Source organism: Algoriphagus sp. oki45, assembly GCF_036245605.1.
Taxonomy (GTDB): domain Bacteria; phylum Bacteroidota; class Bacteroidia; order Cytophagales; family Cyclobacteriaceae; genus Algoriphagus.
The window spans coordinates 2,077,958-2,092,883 of sequence record NZ_BTPC01000001.1; the positions used below are offsets into that span (position 1 = coordinate 2,077,958).

The window sequence follows — 14,926 nt, forward strand, 5'->3', positions numbered from 1 at the left end:
GGATTAACTAGTAAAGTAAATATATAAAGGCATGCTGGCGAATAGGATCGGAACTGCAATGCAGTAAAACTGACCCACCGCCTTGATAGCAGGTGAATACTTTTTATGATTCAGGCCTAAGGTTTGGAAAGCAGAAGCGAATCCGTGGGAAAGGTGAAATCCTAGAAATCCCATGGAAATCACATATAGGGCCACCAGCCACTCTTGTTTGAAGGCTTCACTTACTATTAGAAACAAATTTTTGTATTCTTCTCCTTCGATGGTAACCATGGGCATCTCTCCCCAGTGCATTTTGGCCCAAAAACCCTGCAAGTGAACAACCAGGAATACCAAAATGATCGTACCCAAGATTCCCATATTTCTGGAAGACCAAGTACTGCTAGTTGCTGCCTTGGATTCGGCATAACCTACCGGCCTTGCTGATTTGTTGTGTTTGGTCAAGAAAATGGAATAGATGACGTGACCAATAATAGAGATGTAGGTCAGATAAGAGAGAATTTTAACTGCCGGATTGGTAGTCATAAACTTGGCATATATATTAAATGCCTCTCCACCGTCATTTTTGAACAAAAGCAAATTACCGGATACGTGACCTGTCAGAAACAGAATCAAAAACAAACCGGTCAAGGCCATGATCAACTTTCTACCTAAGGTACTGCTCAAGGTTTTTGTAACCCAACTCATACAAGTGATGCGATTAGTTTAGAACGAATTTCTTTTGCATTAATTTGAGGCCAAATTTAAAAGGGAGCAGACTAGCAAACAATGCAATCGAGTTCCATGCGCTTATTTTAATTGTTTCTAAATAATAATATTCCTAAGCTTTTTTCCCTTCATTCGTTATTATGCCAACAGCCTGTTTATTTTTATTGTTTGAAAAAGCCCTGAAATTCTCTTTTCTTACCTCTAGCATAGAAGAAAAGAAAAATTACTCCGTTATATGAAGTAACTTTTACTGCATTAGCGGCGTTTTTCACAAACAAAGACCAAAGCAAACCCTCATGAAGCTTAAATTTTCGCTCTTCACATTTTTCCTTTCACTGCTTGGGATGATCCATGAGTCTTTTGCCACCCACATCAGGGCAGGTGAGATCATTGCAGAGCGGATTTCAGTTCAGACACTCACTTACAGAATCACGGTAGTGGGATATACCGATACCCGATCCAGCGTAGTCTTTGGCCCAGGTACTATCAACTTTGGAGATGGAAGAGAAGAGCAACTCAACACAGAAAGCGATTTTTCATTTGTAGAAGATGTAGGAGACCTAATCGAGAAAAACACGTTCATCATTACCCACACTTTTCAGGGGCCAGGAAGATATAAAATACGATTCCAGGAGTTTAACAGGAATGATTTGACATTGAACATGGATAATTCGGTAGACACTCCTTTTTACGTGGAAACCGAAATCAACATCGATCCATTTATTGGAGTAAACAATTCACCAGTCCTCACCATCCCTCCTGTAGACAACGGAGCTGTAAATGTTCGCTATATTCATAATCCTGGAGCTTATGACCCAGATGGAGACAGCCTTTCTTACGCCATTGATGTTCCCAAGCAGGCTTTTCAAAGAGAAGTAAACAATTACCGTGATCCCAATGTGGCCGAATTCAGCAGGAGTCAGGAGTCAGGTCAGACCCCAGCTCTTTTTGGGATAGATCCGGTATTTGGCGACTTAATTTGGGATGCGCCGGGTACTGCAGGGCAGTTCAACGTAGCCTTTCGAATCATCGAGTGGAGAAAAATCAATGGGAGATTTGAGCAGATCGGTTACGTGGTCCGCGATATGCAGATTATCATCGAAAACTCCAATAACCGAAGGCCTGAGTTGATTTTGCCCCCTGACCTGTGCGTAGAAGCAGGAACGCTCATCGAGGAAATAATTCAGGGGCAAGATCCGGATGGAGATCCAGTGAAAATTGAAGTTTTTGGTGAACCCATAGAAATCAATACCTCTCCAGCCACCTATTCTCCTGAAAATGTATTCCAGCCTCAGCCAGGCATAGTCAATTTCAATTGGCAAACGGTCTGCAGCCATGTCAGAGAAAGAGAATACGATGTACGTGTGCGAATCACCGACCAACCTCGGTCTGGACCCAAACTGGTGGATATCAAAACCTGGAGAATCAAAGTAATCGGTCCTCCACCTGTTTGGGATCAAATCGAACAAATGCCGGGCAGGACTGCTGAGCTATCTTGGGATCCTTATGTCTGTGCAGCCACTGCACAGGAAATGCAGATATGGAGAAGAATCAATTCTGATCCTTACCAGCCAGACTCCTGTGAGACAGGAATTCGTCCGGGATATGAGCTAATCGGCATCACCGATATGAACACCTTCAGCTTCAAAGATCTCAATGGAGGTGAAGGGCTTGCTCCCGGAAACACTTATTGCTACCGCTTAGTAGCTGCATTCCCTCAACCAAGGGCCGGATTAAGTATAGTTTCTGAGGAAATTTGCCTCACTATTGATGTGGATGTCCCTATCATCACCAATGTCAGTGTAGAACAAACTGATCTCACAGATGGGGAAATATTTGTCAAGTGGACCCCACCGTATGACATCGATGTAACCCAATTCCCTGGTCCATACACCTACGAACTCCTGAGAAGTGAGGGTTTTGAGGGAAATCAAAACAGAGTCAGTTTGGGAATTACCTCGGATACCTTGTTTACCGATACGGGCTTAAACACTGAAAATCTAGTATACAATTATCGGGTAGTTCTACTCGATCAAAATATCAAAATTGACACTTCCTCCTCAGCTTCTTCTGTCAGATTAGAGCCAACAATTATAAATGAGGCCATTGAATTGAATTGGACTTTCCAAGTTCCTTGGAATAACCAAGTCGCACAGTTCCCTCATGAGGTTTGGAGAAACAGAACCGATCCTGAAGCCTCCGATGATCTAAATTTTGAAAAAATAGCCGAAGTTGACGTGACTACTCAAGGCTTTACTTTCTTGGATGATGGCAGCTTTAATGGAGTGCCTTTAAATAGAGACACTGAATATTGCTATTTTGTGGTGACCAAAGGTTCCTATAACGTCGATCGAATCACCTATCCTTTAGAAAACAAGTCACAAATCATCTGTGCCAAACCGGATGACGACCGACTGCCATGTCCTCCGGTGCTGACCTTCGAAGGTCCTGAATGCTCCGCCTACGTTGCAGAACAGCCATGCAATTCCAATACCTTCGAGCATGAACTGAGCTGGGAACCGGATTTCTCAGGAAATTGTGATGATGAACTCAGCGGCTATCGCTTGTATTTCACTCCAGATGGAGAAGAAGGGGTATTCAATCTGGTGGGCGAATATTCCAACCTCGCTCTTAATGCCACCCTTACCAATCTTCCTAACTATAGAGGCTGCTATTATATCACCGCAGTGGATAGATCCGGCAACGAAAGTGAGCCTAGCAATGTCGTCTGTGTAGACAATTGTCCTGTATATAACCTGCCCAATGCATTCACTCCGAATGGAGACGGAAACAACGATACCTTTATCGCCTTTGATAATCCCTTCTCCGCTTGTCCTAGATTTGTTACGGGAGTAGAAATCTTCATCGTCAATCGATGGGGAGCGGAGGTATTCCGGTACAATAGCTTAGAAAGCAATGAAAATGATATCTTCATTCGCTGGGATGGAAGAGATTCCAATGGAAACGATCTGCCGGCTGGAACCTATTTCTACTCCGGGAAGGTATTCTTTGATGTGTTGGATCAAAGTCGCCGAGAGCGAGAATTGAAAGGCACCATTCAAATCCTGAGATGATCCCGGGCAGGTCAGTCATTCTTTTTGACGGGGTCTGTAATCTTTGCAATACCTCAATCGATTTCATCCTAAAACGAGACAAAAACAATCGTTTTTTGGTTGGGGCATTGCAAAGTGAAGCAGGAAAATCCTTACTTGAAAAGCTTCAAATCACAGGAGATTATCTGGATTCTTTGGTTTTGATCGAAGGAGAAAAGGCCTATTTCCGAAGTACAGGAGCCCTCAAGATTGCCAAACACCTTTCCGGACTTTGGCCTTTGCTATATCCCTTGATCTTCATTCCTGCCTTTTTCCGTGACCCCGTTTACGATTGGATAGGAAAGAATCGATACCGATGGTTTGGTAAAAAAAACACCTGCCGACTTCCCTCACCTGAAGAAAAAGCAAAATTCATCAGCTGATTTTTTCAAAAAGCCTGTATAATCATCCAATAAATCGGCATTCCCAAAGTAATGTTGAAAGGGAAGGTAATGGCCAAGGCCATGGGAACGTACAATCCTTCGTCAGCCTCCGGATTGGCCAGCTTCATAGCCGCAGGTACTGCAATGTAGGAGGCCGAAGCAGCCAGAATAGAGAAAATCAACCGATCCCCTACTCCCGGTGCAATCCAATGAGTTAAAAATGCTACGAGGCACCCATTAATCAGTGGAATGACAATTGCGAAAACGGTAGAAAAATAGCCGGTTTTGAAAAAGGCTTTTAGCTTCCTGCCACTATTTATCCCCATATCCAAAAGGAATACAGCCAAAAAACCCTTGAAAATATCGGTCACGAAGGGCTTGATCCCCTCCGCCTGCTTTTCATCTGCTATCAACCCAATCACCAAACTTCCCAGAATTAGCAATACAGAACCATTGGTAAAAGCATGGATGATGATTTTACGGAGACCTCCTTCCGGTTTTTGCTCAGAGTATTTGCGAAGCAATATCACCCCTGAGATAATAGCAGGAGCTTCCATAAGGGCCATTACCGCCACCATATGTCCTCCAAAGGTGGTGCCCTGAACATCCAAAAATGCTACCGCCGCCACAAAAGTCACCGCAGAAATGGAGCCGTAGGAAGCCGAGATTGCAGAAGCATTGGCGACTCCAAGTTTTTTCTTAAGAATAAAAAAAGTATAAAAAGGAATAGAAGCAGATAGAAACAAGCCAAAAACCAAAGCCCAAAGAATCCCCGAATCAAACTCACTGTGGGATAATTCCTGCCCACCTTTGAATCCAATCGAAAGCATCAGATATAGCGCGATAAACTTGGCACTGCTGCCGGGTATTTCCAGATCGCTTTTGAACCTCACCGCCAAAATCCCCAAAACGAAAAAGAGCAAACTCGGATTCGTGAGGTTGTTAATCAAAATTTGAAAATCCATGGCCCAAATATCAGGCGAGAATTTTTTAAAAAAAACAAACCATAATAAATTTCAATACGTAATGGTTTTTAAATTAAAATAATTTATGAATTTTTCTCTCCAACAACTCCGCGCCTTTCAGATCGTAGCCAAGCATCAGAGCATCACCAAAGCAGCCAAAGTGATGAACCTTACTCAGCCTGGTGTATCCATTCAGCTCAAAAATCTTCAGGAGCAGTTTGATGTACCATTGACCGAAATCATTGGCAAAAAGATTCATATCACAGAGTTTGGACAAGAGTTGGTAGATACCGCAGACCGGATTTTCTCAGAACTTGACCAGATTCAACAACGAATGCTGGAGCTTAAGGGCCTTTTGGGAGGAAAAATGAGAATCTCATCCGTTTCCACCGGAAAATACTTAGTACCCTACCTGATGGCAGATTTCATGAAAATCCATCCTCATGTAGAAATCAGCTTGGAAGTGTCCAACCGCTTTACGGTACTGTCCCATCTCCAGGAAAATACCACAGACTTGGCTTTGGTTTCTGTATGGCCGGAAGATATGGATTTGGAGAGCATCACCATCGCCGAAAATAAATGGTACCTCGCCTGTGCCCCGGAGAAAAAAGAGCTGTATCAAAAAGAAATCAATGCAGGAAACTGGCACAAAATCCCCTTTGTCCTCCGGGAAAAAGGATCCGGAACCCGGACAAAAATGGAGTCCTTCTTCAACGAGAAAGATATCAGCATCGAAAGCAAACTGGAATTGGCAACCAATGAGGCTGTGAAGCAGGCCGTAATGGCTGGATTAGGGGTTTCAGTCCTTTCTATTTTTTCTATGCATCAGGAGATTTACGACAAACGGATTGAGATTCTGGAATTTGAAGGACTTCCTCTTCTTGCAGATTGGAAGCTGATTTGGCTAAAGCAAAAAAATCATCCGCCGGCTATTAAAGCCTTTATCCGATGGCTGGGAGAAAACAATAAAGCCGTCATCCATGACCACTTCAAGCTGGTCGATCAGCTGATGTAATGGGTGGAGGAAGTAAAATCGCCTATATTTGCCCCTTCAACCTACCCTACCCAGTGAAATCTAGTCCAAGTGATTAGCCTAGTTCATGAAGCTCTAGACGCTGATTTAGATTTCAGGTGAGGGCTCAAATCATTAACAAAAACACATGAAAGCATTTGTTTTTCCGGGTCAAGGCGCCCAATTCCCGGGGATGGGAAAATCACTTTATGAAGAAAACTCAGAAGCTAAAGCGCTCTTTGAGCAGGCCAATGAAATCCTGGGGTTTCGCATCTCTGACATCATGTTTGAAGGAACGGACGAAGAGCTAAAACAGACCAAAGTGACCCAACCTGCTATCTTTTTGCATTCGGTTATTTTGGCCAAAACCACCCCAGATTTTGCTCCAAACATGGTCGCCGGACATTCCTTGGGGGAGTTTTCAGCCCTAGTTGCCAATGGCACCCTTTCCTTCGAAGACGGCCTCAAACTCGTTTATCAGCGAGCATTGGCCATGCAGGAAGCCTGCGAAATCAACCCCTCCACCATGGCTGCTATCCTAGGACTTGCTGACGAAAAGGTAGAGGAAATCTGTTCGGAAGTAGAAGAAAGAGTCGTTCCGGCCAATTACAACTGCCCCGGGCAGCTGGTCATCTCAGGCACTAATAAAGGAATCGAAATCGCCTGTGAGCGAATGAAAGCTGCAGGTGCCAAGCGGGCACTCCCTCTCCCTGTGGGAGGAGCTTTTCACTCTCCGCTGATGGAACCTGCCCGTGAAAAACTCCAAAAAGCGATTGAAGCAACTGAATTTCATACCCCATCTTGTCCGGTCTATCAAAATGTAAGTACGACAGCAGTCTCTGACGTGGCGACCATCAAGCAGAATCTCATCGCTCAGCTTACTGCTCCTGTCAAATGGACTCAATCAGTACAAAACATGGTAAAAGACGGAGCCACCCAATTTGTAGAATGCGGACCGGGAAAGGTTCTCCAAGGGCTGGTCAAAAAAATCCATCCTGAAGCCGAAGTGTCAGGCTTATAATCAAAAAAGAAGAGGCTATCTCATAAATCGTTTCGTTGTCAGCCTGACCCTTCGATTTCGAGACTCTCGTCTCTAAAGTGCTCAGGGTGACAGGAGTCGAAGGCAAATTCCAATTATCTGGAACACATTTCGACTTCGCTCAATGTGACAAACTTTACTTTTGAGACAGCCTCTTTACTTTTCATAAAGCTTCACCTCGCTGGGGTCACCACATTCCTGAAGCATTTCCAGGGGAGTTTTCCCGGATAGGGGATGTCTAAAATCAGGAAGAAGCTCACCCAAGGGGACAAGCACAAATCTCCGATCGGCAATAAAAGGATGAGGCACGGAGAGTCGCTCATTTTCAATCTTTTGATCTCCAAAATACAGGATGTCAATATCCATGGTTCGGTCGCCCCAGGGATCTTCCCGCTTTCTCCCCAAATCCCGCTCAATTTCCTGAAGGATATCCAAAACATCATCAGGATCGAGTCCAGTAGAGATGATAGCCAACTGATTTAAAAAATCCCCCTTTGCCACGCCTCCCCAAGCCGCTGTTTCGTAGATTTTGGAAACCCGAAGGAGCTGGAAATGATCATTCAAACACTCAATAGCCCGAAAAAGCAACTTTTCCCGGTCACCTTTGTTCCCTCCTAAACATAACACAACCTCTGTTTGCATCGCTTATCACTTAGGTGATTGTAAACACCGCCCAATTTGAGTTAATTTTGGGCAAATTAAAATTCCAATAGACTGCAAAAAACTAATTTGCTTTTGTAGTTGTAGTAAATTGGATTTGAAAAAGAAAGAAAAAAACAAAGTATAAAAAATGAAATTTCTAGGTAACGTATTGGCCGTCATCGTCGGTCTTTTTGTCTTTTCGATTCTCAGTTTTCTCGTCCTTTTTGGGATCATTGGGATCATTGCCTCCTCTTCCGAAAAAGAGGTCAAAGTGAAAGAAAACACCGTGTTGCACCTGAATCTCAACGGAAGAGTGCTAGTAGAGCGAACTACGGATAATGATTTTGATTTTGGAGGCTTTGGAAACCCTTTCGGAAATCAAATGAATGCGGGTTTGATCAATTTGAAGAAGGCAATCGCAGAAGCAAAAACCAATGATAATATCAAGGGGATTTATCTCAACACCGGGTTGATTTTGGCCGGACAGGCGGGATTATTGGACCTGAGAGAAGCACTTCTTGATTTCAAAGAATCAGGAAAATTTATCATTGCCTATGACGAAGCCTACGGAGAAGGGGGTTACTTTTTGGCTTCTGTAGCTGACGAAATCTACCTCAATCCCTTAGGAGGCATTGACTTCAACGGACTCGCTTCTGAATCTATTTTTCTGAAAGGCTTCTTCGAAAAAGTGGGAATCCAGCCTGAAGTATTCCGCGTGGGCGAGTTCAAAAGTGCCGTTGAGCCTTTCATTTTGGACAAAATGAGCCCGGAAAACAGACTTCAGACCCAATATTTTCTGGATGACATCAATGCACATGCTGTCAATCTCATTGCTGAAAGTCTGAAAATGACTCCGGACAGCCTGATGAAAATCAACTCAAAAATGCTGGTAAGAAAGCCTGCTGATGCTGTGACCTATGGCTTGGCTACCGAATTGCTCTACGAGGATCAAGTGCATGCTAAGCTGAGAGAAAAGCTGGGATTGGAGGAAGATGCAGACATCTCCAGAATTAATGCTACTGATCTGGCGTCTTTGGCCAAGTCAAAAAATATCACCTCCAAAAACCTAATCGCCGTCATCATTGCCGAAGGGGAAATCGTCGGTGGAAGTGCTGAGGGAGTAATCAGCTCGGAGAAGTTTGCAAAGGAAATCCGAAAAGCCCGCAAAGACGACAATATCAAAGCCATCGTACTTCGTGTCAACTCACCGGGGGGATCTATTCTAGCCTCAGATGTGATCTGGAGAGAACTGACAGAGGCCAAAAAAGCCAAGCCGGTAATTGCATCCATGGGAGAAGTGGCCGCATCAGGGGGATATTACATCTCAGCCCCTGCAGACACGATCGTAGCTCAACCCAATACCATCACGGGTTCTATTGGTATTTTTGGCTTGTGGTTTAATGTACAGGAGCTAATCAATGACAAGCTTGGTGTCACAACGGATGTAGTAGCCACAGGCGAACTCTCTGACTTTATGAATCCGGGCCGACCAACCACCGAAGTAGAGCGCATGATCATCCAATCCTCGATAGAAGACGGATATGAAACCTTCATTTCCAGAGTGGCTGAAGGCCGGGGTATGCATCCTGATTCTGTAAAGAAAGTGGCCTCAGGACGCGTTTGGACAGGAAATCAGGCCAAAGCCAGAGGCTTGGTGGATGTCTTGGGAGGATTGGATACTGCTATTGAAATTGCAGCTGCCAAAATCGACGCAGGTGATGATTACAGGGTGGTATTTTATCCTGAACAAAAGCCTTGGTTTGAAGAATTCATGACCTCATTCTCCGACAATGTCCAGGCAAAACTTCTTCAGGTATACCTTGGAGACCAATATCCACTTTATCAGAAAATACAGAAGATCAAGCACTATCAGGGCGTGCAAGTTCGCATGCCACAGGATATCACTATCAAATAAATCAAAGCATTCTAAACCAAAAAACCCCTCAAATTCCGGAATTTGAGGGGTTTTGCTTTTACGGCTTTTGAAGGAGAATTTGCCAAGCCTTTTCTACATTTCCGGCTTCTAATTCCATTTTTGCCCACCTGTGCAAATGATCCGTCCATGAGTCGGGGTCATTTTGGAATCGAATCCGCATTTCTTGAACTTCCGAAGATCGGGAAAGTTCCTCCACTTCTTCTTGGGAGGGTAATTGTTCCACATTTCCTAAGCGTCCCAGATTGTTTCCTGTCAGTACAGGACTTTTTCTGATTTCCTCGGGAATCTGGTCCACCCCGATTCCAAGCTTGGTTAAGGGTTTTGGGATTTGAAAAAGGGAATCCGGGGTAATTTTGGAATACCAACTTCCTCCCAAACGCGCGACAGGTGCTAGAATGTGAGGATCTATGGCCCCATGCTCATCCAGAATCCTTTCATCCAAGTGAATTCTGAGAATCTCACAGATCACCAAATTCCCGGCCCCTCCTTGATCACCCAAAGATTTGACCTCATTCACCCGGCACTCAAAAGCTACCGGGGACTCTTTGACCCGAGGAGGAGTAATCAAGTCGGATTTAACAGACGTCAGTCCCGCCTTTTCAAATTCATTGACCCCCTTGGGATATTCTGTACTGGCCAGAGACATCTGCTCCACCTGATCAAATCCTACGATGTGAATCACCACTTCGGGCACTTCCAGTACATTTTCCAGCGTGTGTTTGGTGGTATTGTCACGGACTCTTCGACTAGGAGAAAAAACGAGAATCGGAGGATTGGCACTGAAAAGATTGAAAAAACTGAATGGACTGAGGTTCACATTTCCTTCCAAATCCACAGTACTGGCAAAGGCAATCGGCCGAGGAGCTACTGCCCCCTGCAAAATGGCCTGCAAATCTTGGGTTTTGAGTTCGTTGGGATCAATGGTTTTCATACTTTTAAAATAGCATGTGTTTTCTAGATCAATAAGCCTTTTTACACGAATAAGTTCATCATGACCTCAAAAGCCAACCTAATCCACTCGCTGCTAGCGGGATTACTTTCGCTCCTTTTATTAGGACCTGTTTCAGCTCAAACCCACCGTTTTGCCACCTTTAATATTCGCTGGGACAACCCCAACGATGAAGGCAATCTTTGGAAAGACCGGGCACCCCATGTTATTCATTTAATTCAATTTCATCAGATTGGGCTTTTTGGAACTCAAGAAACCTTGGTTCATCAATTGAGGCAAATCAATGAAGGCTTGGGATACCAATCCATCGGAGTAGGCCGGGATGATGGCATGGAAAAGGGCGAGTTTTCACCGATTCACTATGATCCTGATTTATATCAATTGGAAGATTCGGGGACTTTTTGGCTTTCTCCCACTCCAGAAAAACCAAGCAAAGGTTGGGATGCATCCTTGAATCGGATTTGCACATGGGGAAGGTTTAAAAGTAAGGATGGGGCTAGGTTTTATGTGTTCAATATCCACTACGACCATATCGGACAGCTGGCGAGAGAGGAAAGCAGCAAACTGGTCGCTTTACAAATTCAAAAAATCAATACCGAAAATCTTCCGGTCATCTGGATGGGAGACTTCAATGTAACTCCGGACAATCCCGCATATGAAACCATCGTTTCCAACAACAACTGGAAGGATGCCCGTCTGATTTCAAAAACACCTTCTTACGGTCCCAAGGGGACATTTACCGGTTTTGACTGGGAAAAAATGCCGGATGGAATTATCGACCATATTTTCGTTTCCGGGAGAATCGAGGTTCTCCGCCATGGAATCTTGACGGATAATTATGGAAAAAAATACCCATCGGACCATTTTCCGGTGATGGTGGAATTGAATTTCTGACCTTTTGCTTTTCCTAAGTTTTACCTTTTGGGAAGGCCTTTGGTGTCAAAAAAATAAAGAAGTTGTCTCTTAAATCGTTTCGTTGTCAGCCTGAGCGGAGTCGAAGGCCATTTCCAGCTTTCCGGACGACATTTCGACTTCGCTCAATGTGACAAACTCACTTTTTAGACAGCCTCTTCGCTGTTGGATAAAATTTCTTATTCCTCTGCCAAAGCAGCTACTCCAGGAAGTACTTTTCCTTCCATGTGCTCCAGCAAAGCTCCTCCACCGGTGGACACATAGGAAACCTGATCCGTGAATCCAAACTTATTCACTGCAGCGGCTGAGTCACCTCCTCCGATCAGGGAGAAAGCTCCTTTTTGAGTCGCCTGAGCCACATACTCAGAGATTGCTATTGTTCCTTTGTTAAAAGATTCCATTTCAAAAACCCCCATTGGACCATTCCAAAGTATGGTTTTGGATTCCAATATGGTTTTGCCGAAAAGCTCTCTGGTCTTTGGTCCGATATCCAAGCCCATCCAACCATCAGGAATCTCTCCGCTACTTACCAAGTCTTGGTTGGCATCATTGGCAAAGGCATCCGCAATGACTGTATCTACCGGCAAAATTAAATTCACTCCTTTTGCTTTGGCTTTTTCCATCAGTTCGAGGACATAATCCATTTTATCGGCTTCTAGAAGGGATGTTCCGATTTGGCCACCTTTGGCTTTCGCAAAAGTGTAGGACATCCCGCCTCCGATAATCAGATTGTCCACTTTGTTCAATAGACGCTCAATTATCAGGATTTTGTCTGCAATCTTGGCTCCACCCATTACAGCAGTATATGGCCTTTCTGCCTTATCCAATACCTTATCGGCATTAGTCAACTCGGACTCCATGAGGTAGCCCGCTACCTTATCTTTGAAAAACTCAGCAATCACGGCTGTGGATGCATGCGCCCGATGGGCTGTACCAAAGGCATCATTTACATAGACATCTCCTAGTTTAGCCAATTTGCCTGCAAAGTCCTTGTCACCTTTTTCCTCTTCTTTGTAAAAGCGGAGATTTTCCAACAAAAGAACCTCTCCCGATCCCAATCCAGCCGCCAACTTAACCGCTTCTTCTCCAATACAATCTCCGGCAAACTTGATCTTTTGTCCCAAAGCTGCTTCCACTGCCGACACAATGTGCTTCAGGGAATATTTATCCTCAGGTCCACCTTTGGGCCTACCCAAGTGAGACATCAAAATAGCAGATCCTCCATCTTTCAAAATTTTCTTGATCGTGGGGATTGCAGCCTGAATACGTGTATCGTCAGTGACAGCAAAATTCTCATCCAGAGGTACATTGAAATCCACTCGAACGAGCGCTTTCTTCCCTGCAAAACTCAGGCTATCGACATTTTTTACGGTTGAACTCATAAGATTAGTTTAATGGTTTTTCAAATTTGTCTTTTAAAAAGAGTTTGAATTTAAGCCAATTTCATGCAAATCTTGCCCTTTGCCCATGATCAATTTGCTAATTCTTCGGCTTGGGATTCCGTAATCGATTGAATGGATAGGATGATTGGAAGATTCAAAAATTGAAAGATTGAAAAATTTGTCTTTTGAGGAAGACATCGAAATTATACTTAGAAGTTATTTGACTGCAGCTCTTCTCAACCGGTCATTGATTGCTCTTCCCAATCCTGTTTCCGGCATCAGCTCTGCTAAGATTATTTCGGCGTTGCTTTGATCTAAACTACGCATGACTGCAAAAAGATTTTTGGCGGCTTCTTGAAGATTAGCTTTTTCACTCAAAATGAACTGATTTTCCACACCGGGAAAATGCTTTGAAAAACTCAGCACCCCAAACAATGCTCTTTCTTCTTTCTTTTCAGAAATGAGCTTTTCCAAATCTCCCAGTACAAAAGGCTTTCTCGGCGCATAATGGCTCTCCAGCTGACCCGGGGCGGAAGGATTGCTGGAACTATGGTCTTTCACTTTTATGGGACCGATTTGCTTTTCAATTTCTGAAATATCCAATCCTCCCAATCGATAGATCACCACGTCATCTCCTTCCAAACCCACTATCGTACTTTCCAAGCCTACTTCGCAAGCCCCTCCATCAAGTATGTAAGGAATCTTATCTCCCAATTGGGCCTCTACATGAGCAGGAGTGGTCGGACTGATGTAGCCAAAAGGATTGGCACTGGGAGCTGCCAAAGGAAAATCAAGGGAATCAAGCAAGGCTAAGGTCTGGGGATGCTTGGGCACCCGAACGGCTACCCGCTCCAATCCCGAGGTTACCAAATCAGGCACAATGGGCTTTCTCGGCAGAAGCAAGGTCAGTGGCCCCGGCCAAAAGGAATCCGCAAGTTTTTTCAGCCTTTCCGGAAAATCCAAAACAAAATCCTCTACTCTTTTCAAAGAAGAGGTGTGTAAGATCAGCGGATCAAAACTGGGACGATTTTTTGTCTCAAAAATCAAAGCGACTGACTCGGGATTAATGGCATTGCCGGCAAGACCATAGACAGTCTCCGTAGGAATCCCCACGAGTTGGCCATTTTCCAAAAAATACTGGGCTTGGGCAATATCTTTTCCGATTTCAGCCATGGCTTAGTCTTCGCAGAAGTCTTTGATCCAGGTTTCCGCTTGGGTATAGCCCAAAGAAAGAGCCATTTTCAGATCAGCACAGCCCTCACTTTTTTGACCCAGAGCACTCATTCTAGTCACTCCCAAAAGGTAGTAAGCCTCGGCGTTTTTCGGGTCCAGATTGACGGTGTTGGTGAGCGACTCCAGTCCGTGGAGAGGGTCGTTCAAGCCCAATTCAGCCTTTGCCTTTCGAAAATGTGCATCCGCTTGATTGGGGTCTGACTCCAGCACAGCCTGAAAATCCAAGAGCGCGTCTTCGTATTGCTCCATATTCAGAAGAGCGGTACCCCTGTTGAAAAAAATATCCGTCTGACTGGCGTCCAAGGCACTCGCAATATTGAAATCGGCTAAGGCTTCCTTGTATTTCTCCAGCTCCATTTTGGCATTTCCCCGATTAAACCAAGGCTTATAACTGGTCGAATCAGCCGTTATGGCTTGGTCAAAAACAGGAATCGCTTCCTGAATTTTTCCTTGTTGAAAAAGCGCAACTCCCTTGGCATTAAGTGCGGTGGCATTGGTAGGATTTTTTTCCAGCAATTGATCAAAAATGCGAACGGCATCTGACCAAGCTTGGGAATCCATCTTTTGCATGCCTTTTTGCATCAATTCATCTTCACTTGGGCTGCATGCAAACAAGCCTGCAAAAAGCAATGTAATCAACCAGATTTTTCTCACGGGAGGGTAATTTTTGCGCAAA

The 14,926-nt window shown here is 44.3% G+C and carries 13 protein-coding genes; 6 read left to right on the forward strand and 7 right to left on the reverse strand.

Features of this window, described 5'->3' with window-relative positions:
• Nucleotides 1-3 precede the first annotated feature (3 nt).
• On the reverse strand, nucleotides 4-684 hold the full coding sequence (locus tag AAA942_RS09005) for a succinate dehydrogenase cytochrome b subunit (RefSeq protein ID WP_338219910.1): 681 nt from the start codon (nucleotides 682-684) through the stop codon (nucleotides 4-6).
• Nucleotides 685-1,001: 317 nt separating this feature from the next.
• Between AAA942_RS09005 and AAA942_RS09010 the strand changes: the two genes are divergently transcribed.
• Entirely contained in the window at nucleotides 1,002-3,779 is a 2,778-nt protein-coding gene (locus AAA942_RS09010) for a T9SS type B sorting domain-containing protein (protein ID WP_338219911.1), read from the forward strand.
• Nucleotides 3,776-4,180, forward strand: a complete 405-nt coding sequence (locus tag AAA942_RS09015; RefSeq protein WP_338219912.1) for a thiol-disulfide oxidoreductase DCC family protein — start codon at nucleotides 3,776-3,778, stop codon at nucleotides 4,178-4,180. Before AAA942_RS09010 ends, AAA942_RS09015 begins: the two co-directional genes overlap by 4 nt.
• A gap of 5 nt (nucleotides 4,181-4,185) precedes the next feature.
• Here AAA942_RS09015 and AAA942_RS09020 read toward each other — a convergent pair whose 3' ends face one another.
• Nucleotides 4,186-5,145 carry a sodium-dependent bicarbonate transport family permease gene (locus AAA942_RS09020; protein ID WP_338219913.1) on the reverse strand — a complete coding sequence of 320 codons (960 nt, stop codon included), beginning with the start codon at nucleotides 5,143-5,145 and terminating at the stop codon, nucleotides 4,186-4,188.
• A gap of 85 nt (nucleotides 5,146-5,230) precedes the next feature.
• Between AAA942_RS09020 and AAA942_RS09025 the strand changes: the two genes are divergently transcribed.
• Both AAA942_RS09025 and fabD read left to right on the forward strand, forming a co-directional pair.
• Nucleotides 5,231-6,160 carry a LysR family transcriptional regulator gene (locus tag AAA942_RS09025; RefSeq protein ID WP_338219914.1) on the forward strand — a complete coding sequence of 310 codons (930 nt, stop codon included), beginning with the start codon at nucleotides 5,231-5,233 and terminating at the stop codon, nucleotides 6,158-6,160.
• A gap of 145 nt (nucleotides 6,161-6,305) precedes the next feature.
• Nucleotides 6,306-7,178: an ACP S-malonyltransferase gene (gene fabD / locus AAA942_RS09030; RefSeq protein ID WP_338219915.1), complete on the forward strand. Its 873-nt coding sequence runs from the start codon at nucleotides 6,306-6,308 to the stop codon at nucleotides 7,176-7,178.
• A 174-nt stretch (nucleotides 7,179-7,352) separates the two neighbouring features.
• On the opposite strand, the gene folK is transcribed toward fabD, so the two are convergent.
• Complete coding sequence (gene folK / locus AAA942_RS09035) at nucleotides 7,353-7,838, reverse strand: 2-amino-4-hydroxy-6-hydroxymethyldihydropteridine diphosphokinase (RefSeq protein WP_338219916.1); 486 nt, start codon at nucleotides 7,836-7,838, stop codon at nucleotides 7,353-7,355.
• 148 nt (nucleotides 7,839-7,986) lie between these two features.
• On the opposite strand from folK, the gene sppA reads away from it, so the two are divergent.
• Nucleotides 7,987-9,753 (forward strand): signal peptide peptidase SppA, encoded by a 1,767-nt coding sequence (sppA, locus tag AAA942_RS09040; RefSeq protein ID WP_338219917.1) that lies wholly within the window; start codon nucleotides 7,987-7,989, stop codon nucleotides 9,751-9,753.
• A gap of 58 nt (nucleotides 9,754-9,811) precedes the next feature.
• Here the strand turns inward: sppA and AAA942_RS09045 are convergent, their stop codons facing one another.
• Nucleotides 9,812-10,705 carry a flavin reductase family protein gene (locus AAA942_RS09045; RefSeq protein ID WP_338219918.1) on the reverse strand — a complete coding sequence of 298 codons (894 nt, stop codon included), beginning with the start codon at nucleotides 10,703-10,705 and terminating at the stop codon, nucleotides 9,812-9,814.
• Between the two features lie 60 nt (nucleotides 10,706-10,765).
• Between AAA942_RS09045 and AAA942_RS09050 the strand changes: the two genes are divergently transcribed.
• A complete protein-coding gene (locus AAA942_RS09050) occupies nucleotides 10,766-11,617 on the forward strand; it encodes an endonuclease/exonuclease/phosphatase family protein (protein ID WP_338219919.1) in 852 nt (283 codons plus the stop codon).
• 197 nt (nucleotides 11,618-11,814) lie between these two features.
• Here AAA942_RS09050 and AAA942_RS09055 read toward each other — a convergent pair whose 3' ends face one another.
• The 3 genes from AAA942_RS09055 to AAA942_RS09065 form a co-directional block, all read right to left on the reverse strand.
• On the reverse strand, nucleotides 11,815-13,017 hold the full coding sequence (locus AAA942_RS09055) for a phosphoglycerate kinase (protein ID WP_338219920.1): 1,203 nt from the start codon (nucleotides 13,015-13,017) through the stop codon (nucleotides 11,815-11,817).
• A gap of 216 nt (nucleotides 13,018-13,233) precedes the next feature.
• The gene (locus AAA942_RS09060; protein WP_338219921.1) at nucleotides 13,234-14,190 is read right to left on the reverse strand and encodes an L-threonylcarbamoyladenylate synthase; all 957 of its coding nucleotides are present in this window, start codon (nucleotides 14,188-14,190) and stop codon (nucleotides 13,234-13,236) included.
• A 3-nt stretch (nucleotides 14,191-14,193) separates the two neighbouring features.
• The gene (locus tag AAA942_RS09065; RefSeq protein ID WP_338219922.1) at nucleotides 14,194-14,904 is read right to left on the reverse strand and encodes a tetratricopeptide repeat protein; all 711 of its coding nucleotides are present in this window, start codon (nucleotides 14,902-14,904) and stop codon (nucleotides 14,194-14,196) included.
• Nucleotides 14,905-14,926: the final 22 nt, after the last annotated feature.

Coding starts and splice junctions, on each gene's coding strand:
- AAA942_RS09050 (WP_338219919.1), top strand. CDS start 10,766: ATGACCTCAAAAGCCAACCTAATCCACTCGCTGCTAGCGGGATTACTT.
- folK (WP_338219916.1), bottom strand. CDS start 7,838: ATGCAAACAGAGGTTGTGTTATGTTTAGGAGGGAACAAAGGTGACCGG.
- sppA (WP_338219917.1), top strand. CDS start 7,987: ATGAAATTTCTAGGTAACGTATTGGCCGTCATCGTCGGTCTTTTTGTC.
- AAA942_RS09020 (WP_338219913.1), bottom strand. CDS start 5,145: ATGGATTTTCAAATTTTGATTAACAACCTCACGAATCCGAGTTTGCTC.
- AAA942_RS09055 (WP_338219920.1), bottom strand. CDS start 13,017: ATGAGTTCAACCGTAAAAAATGTCGATAGCCTGAGTTTTGCAGGGAAG.
- fabD (WP_338219915.1), top strand. CDS start 6,306: ATGAAAGCATTTGTTTTTCCGGGTCAAGGCGCCCAATTCCCGGGGATG.
- AAA942_RS09015 (WP_338219912.1), top strand. CDS start 3,776: ATGATCCCGGGCAGGTCAGTCATTCTTTTTGACGGGGTCTGTAATCTT.
- AAA942_RS09025 (WP_338219914.1), top strand. CDS start 5,231: ATGAATTTTTCTCTCCAACAACTCCGCGCCTTTCAGATCGTAGCCAAG.
- AAA942_RS09010 (WP_338219911.1), top strand. CDS start 1,002: ATGAAGCTTAAATTTTCGCTCTTCACATTTTTCCTTTCACTGCTTGGG.
- AAA942_RS09005 (WP_338219910.1), bottom strand. CDS start 684: ATGAGTTGGGTTACAAAAACCTTGAGCAGTACCTTAGGTAGAAAGTTG.
- AAA942_RS09045 (WP_338219918.1), bottom strand. CDS start 10,705: ATGAAAACCATTGATCCCAACGAACTCAAAACCCAAGATTTGCAGGCC.
- AAA942_RS09060 (WP_338219921.1), bottom strand. CDS start 14,190: ATGGCTGAAATCGGAAAAGATATTGCCCAAGCCCAGTATTTTTTGGAA.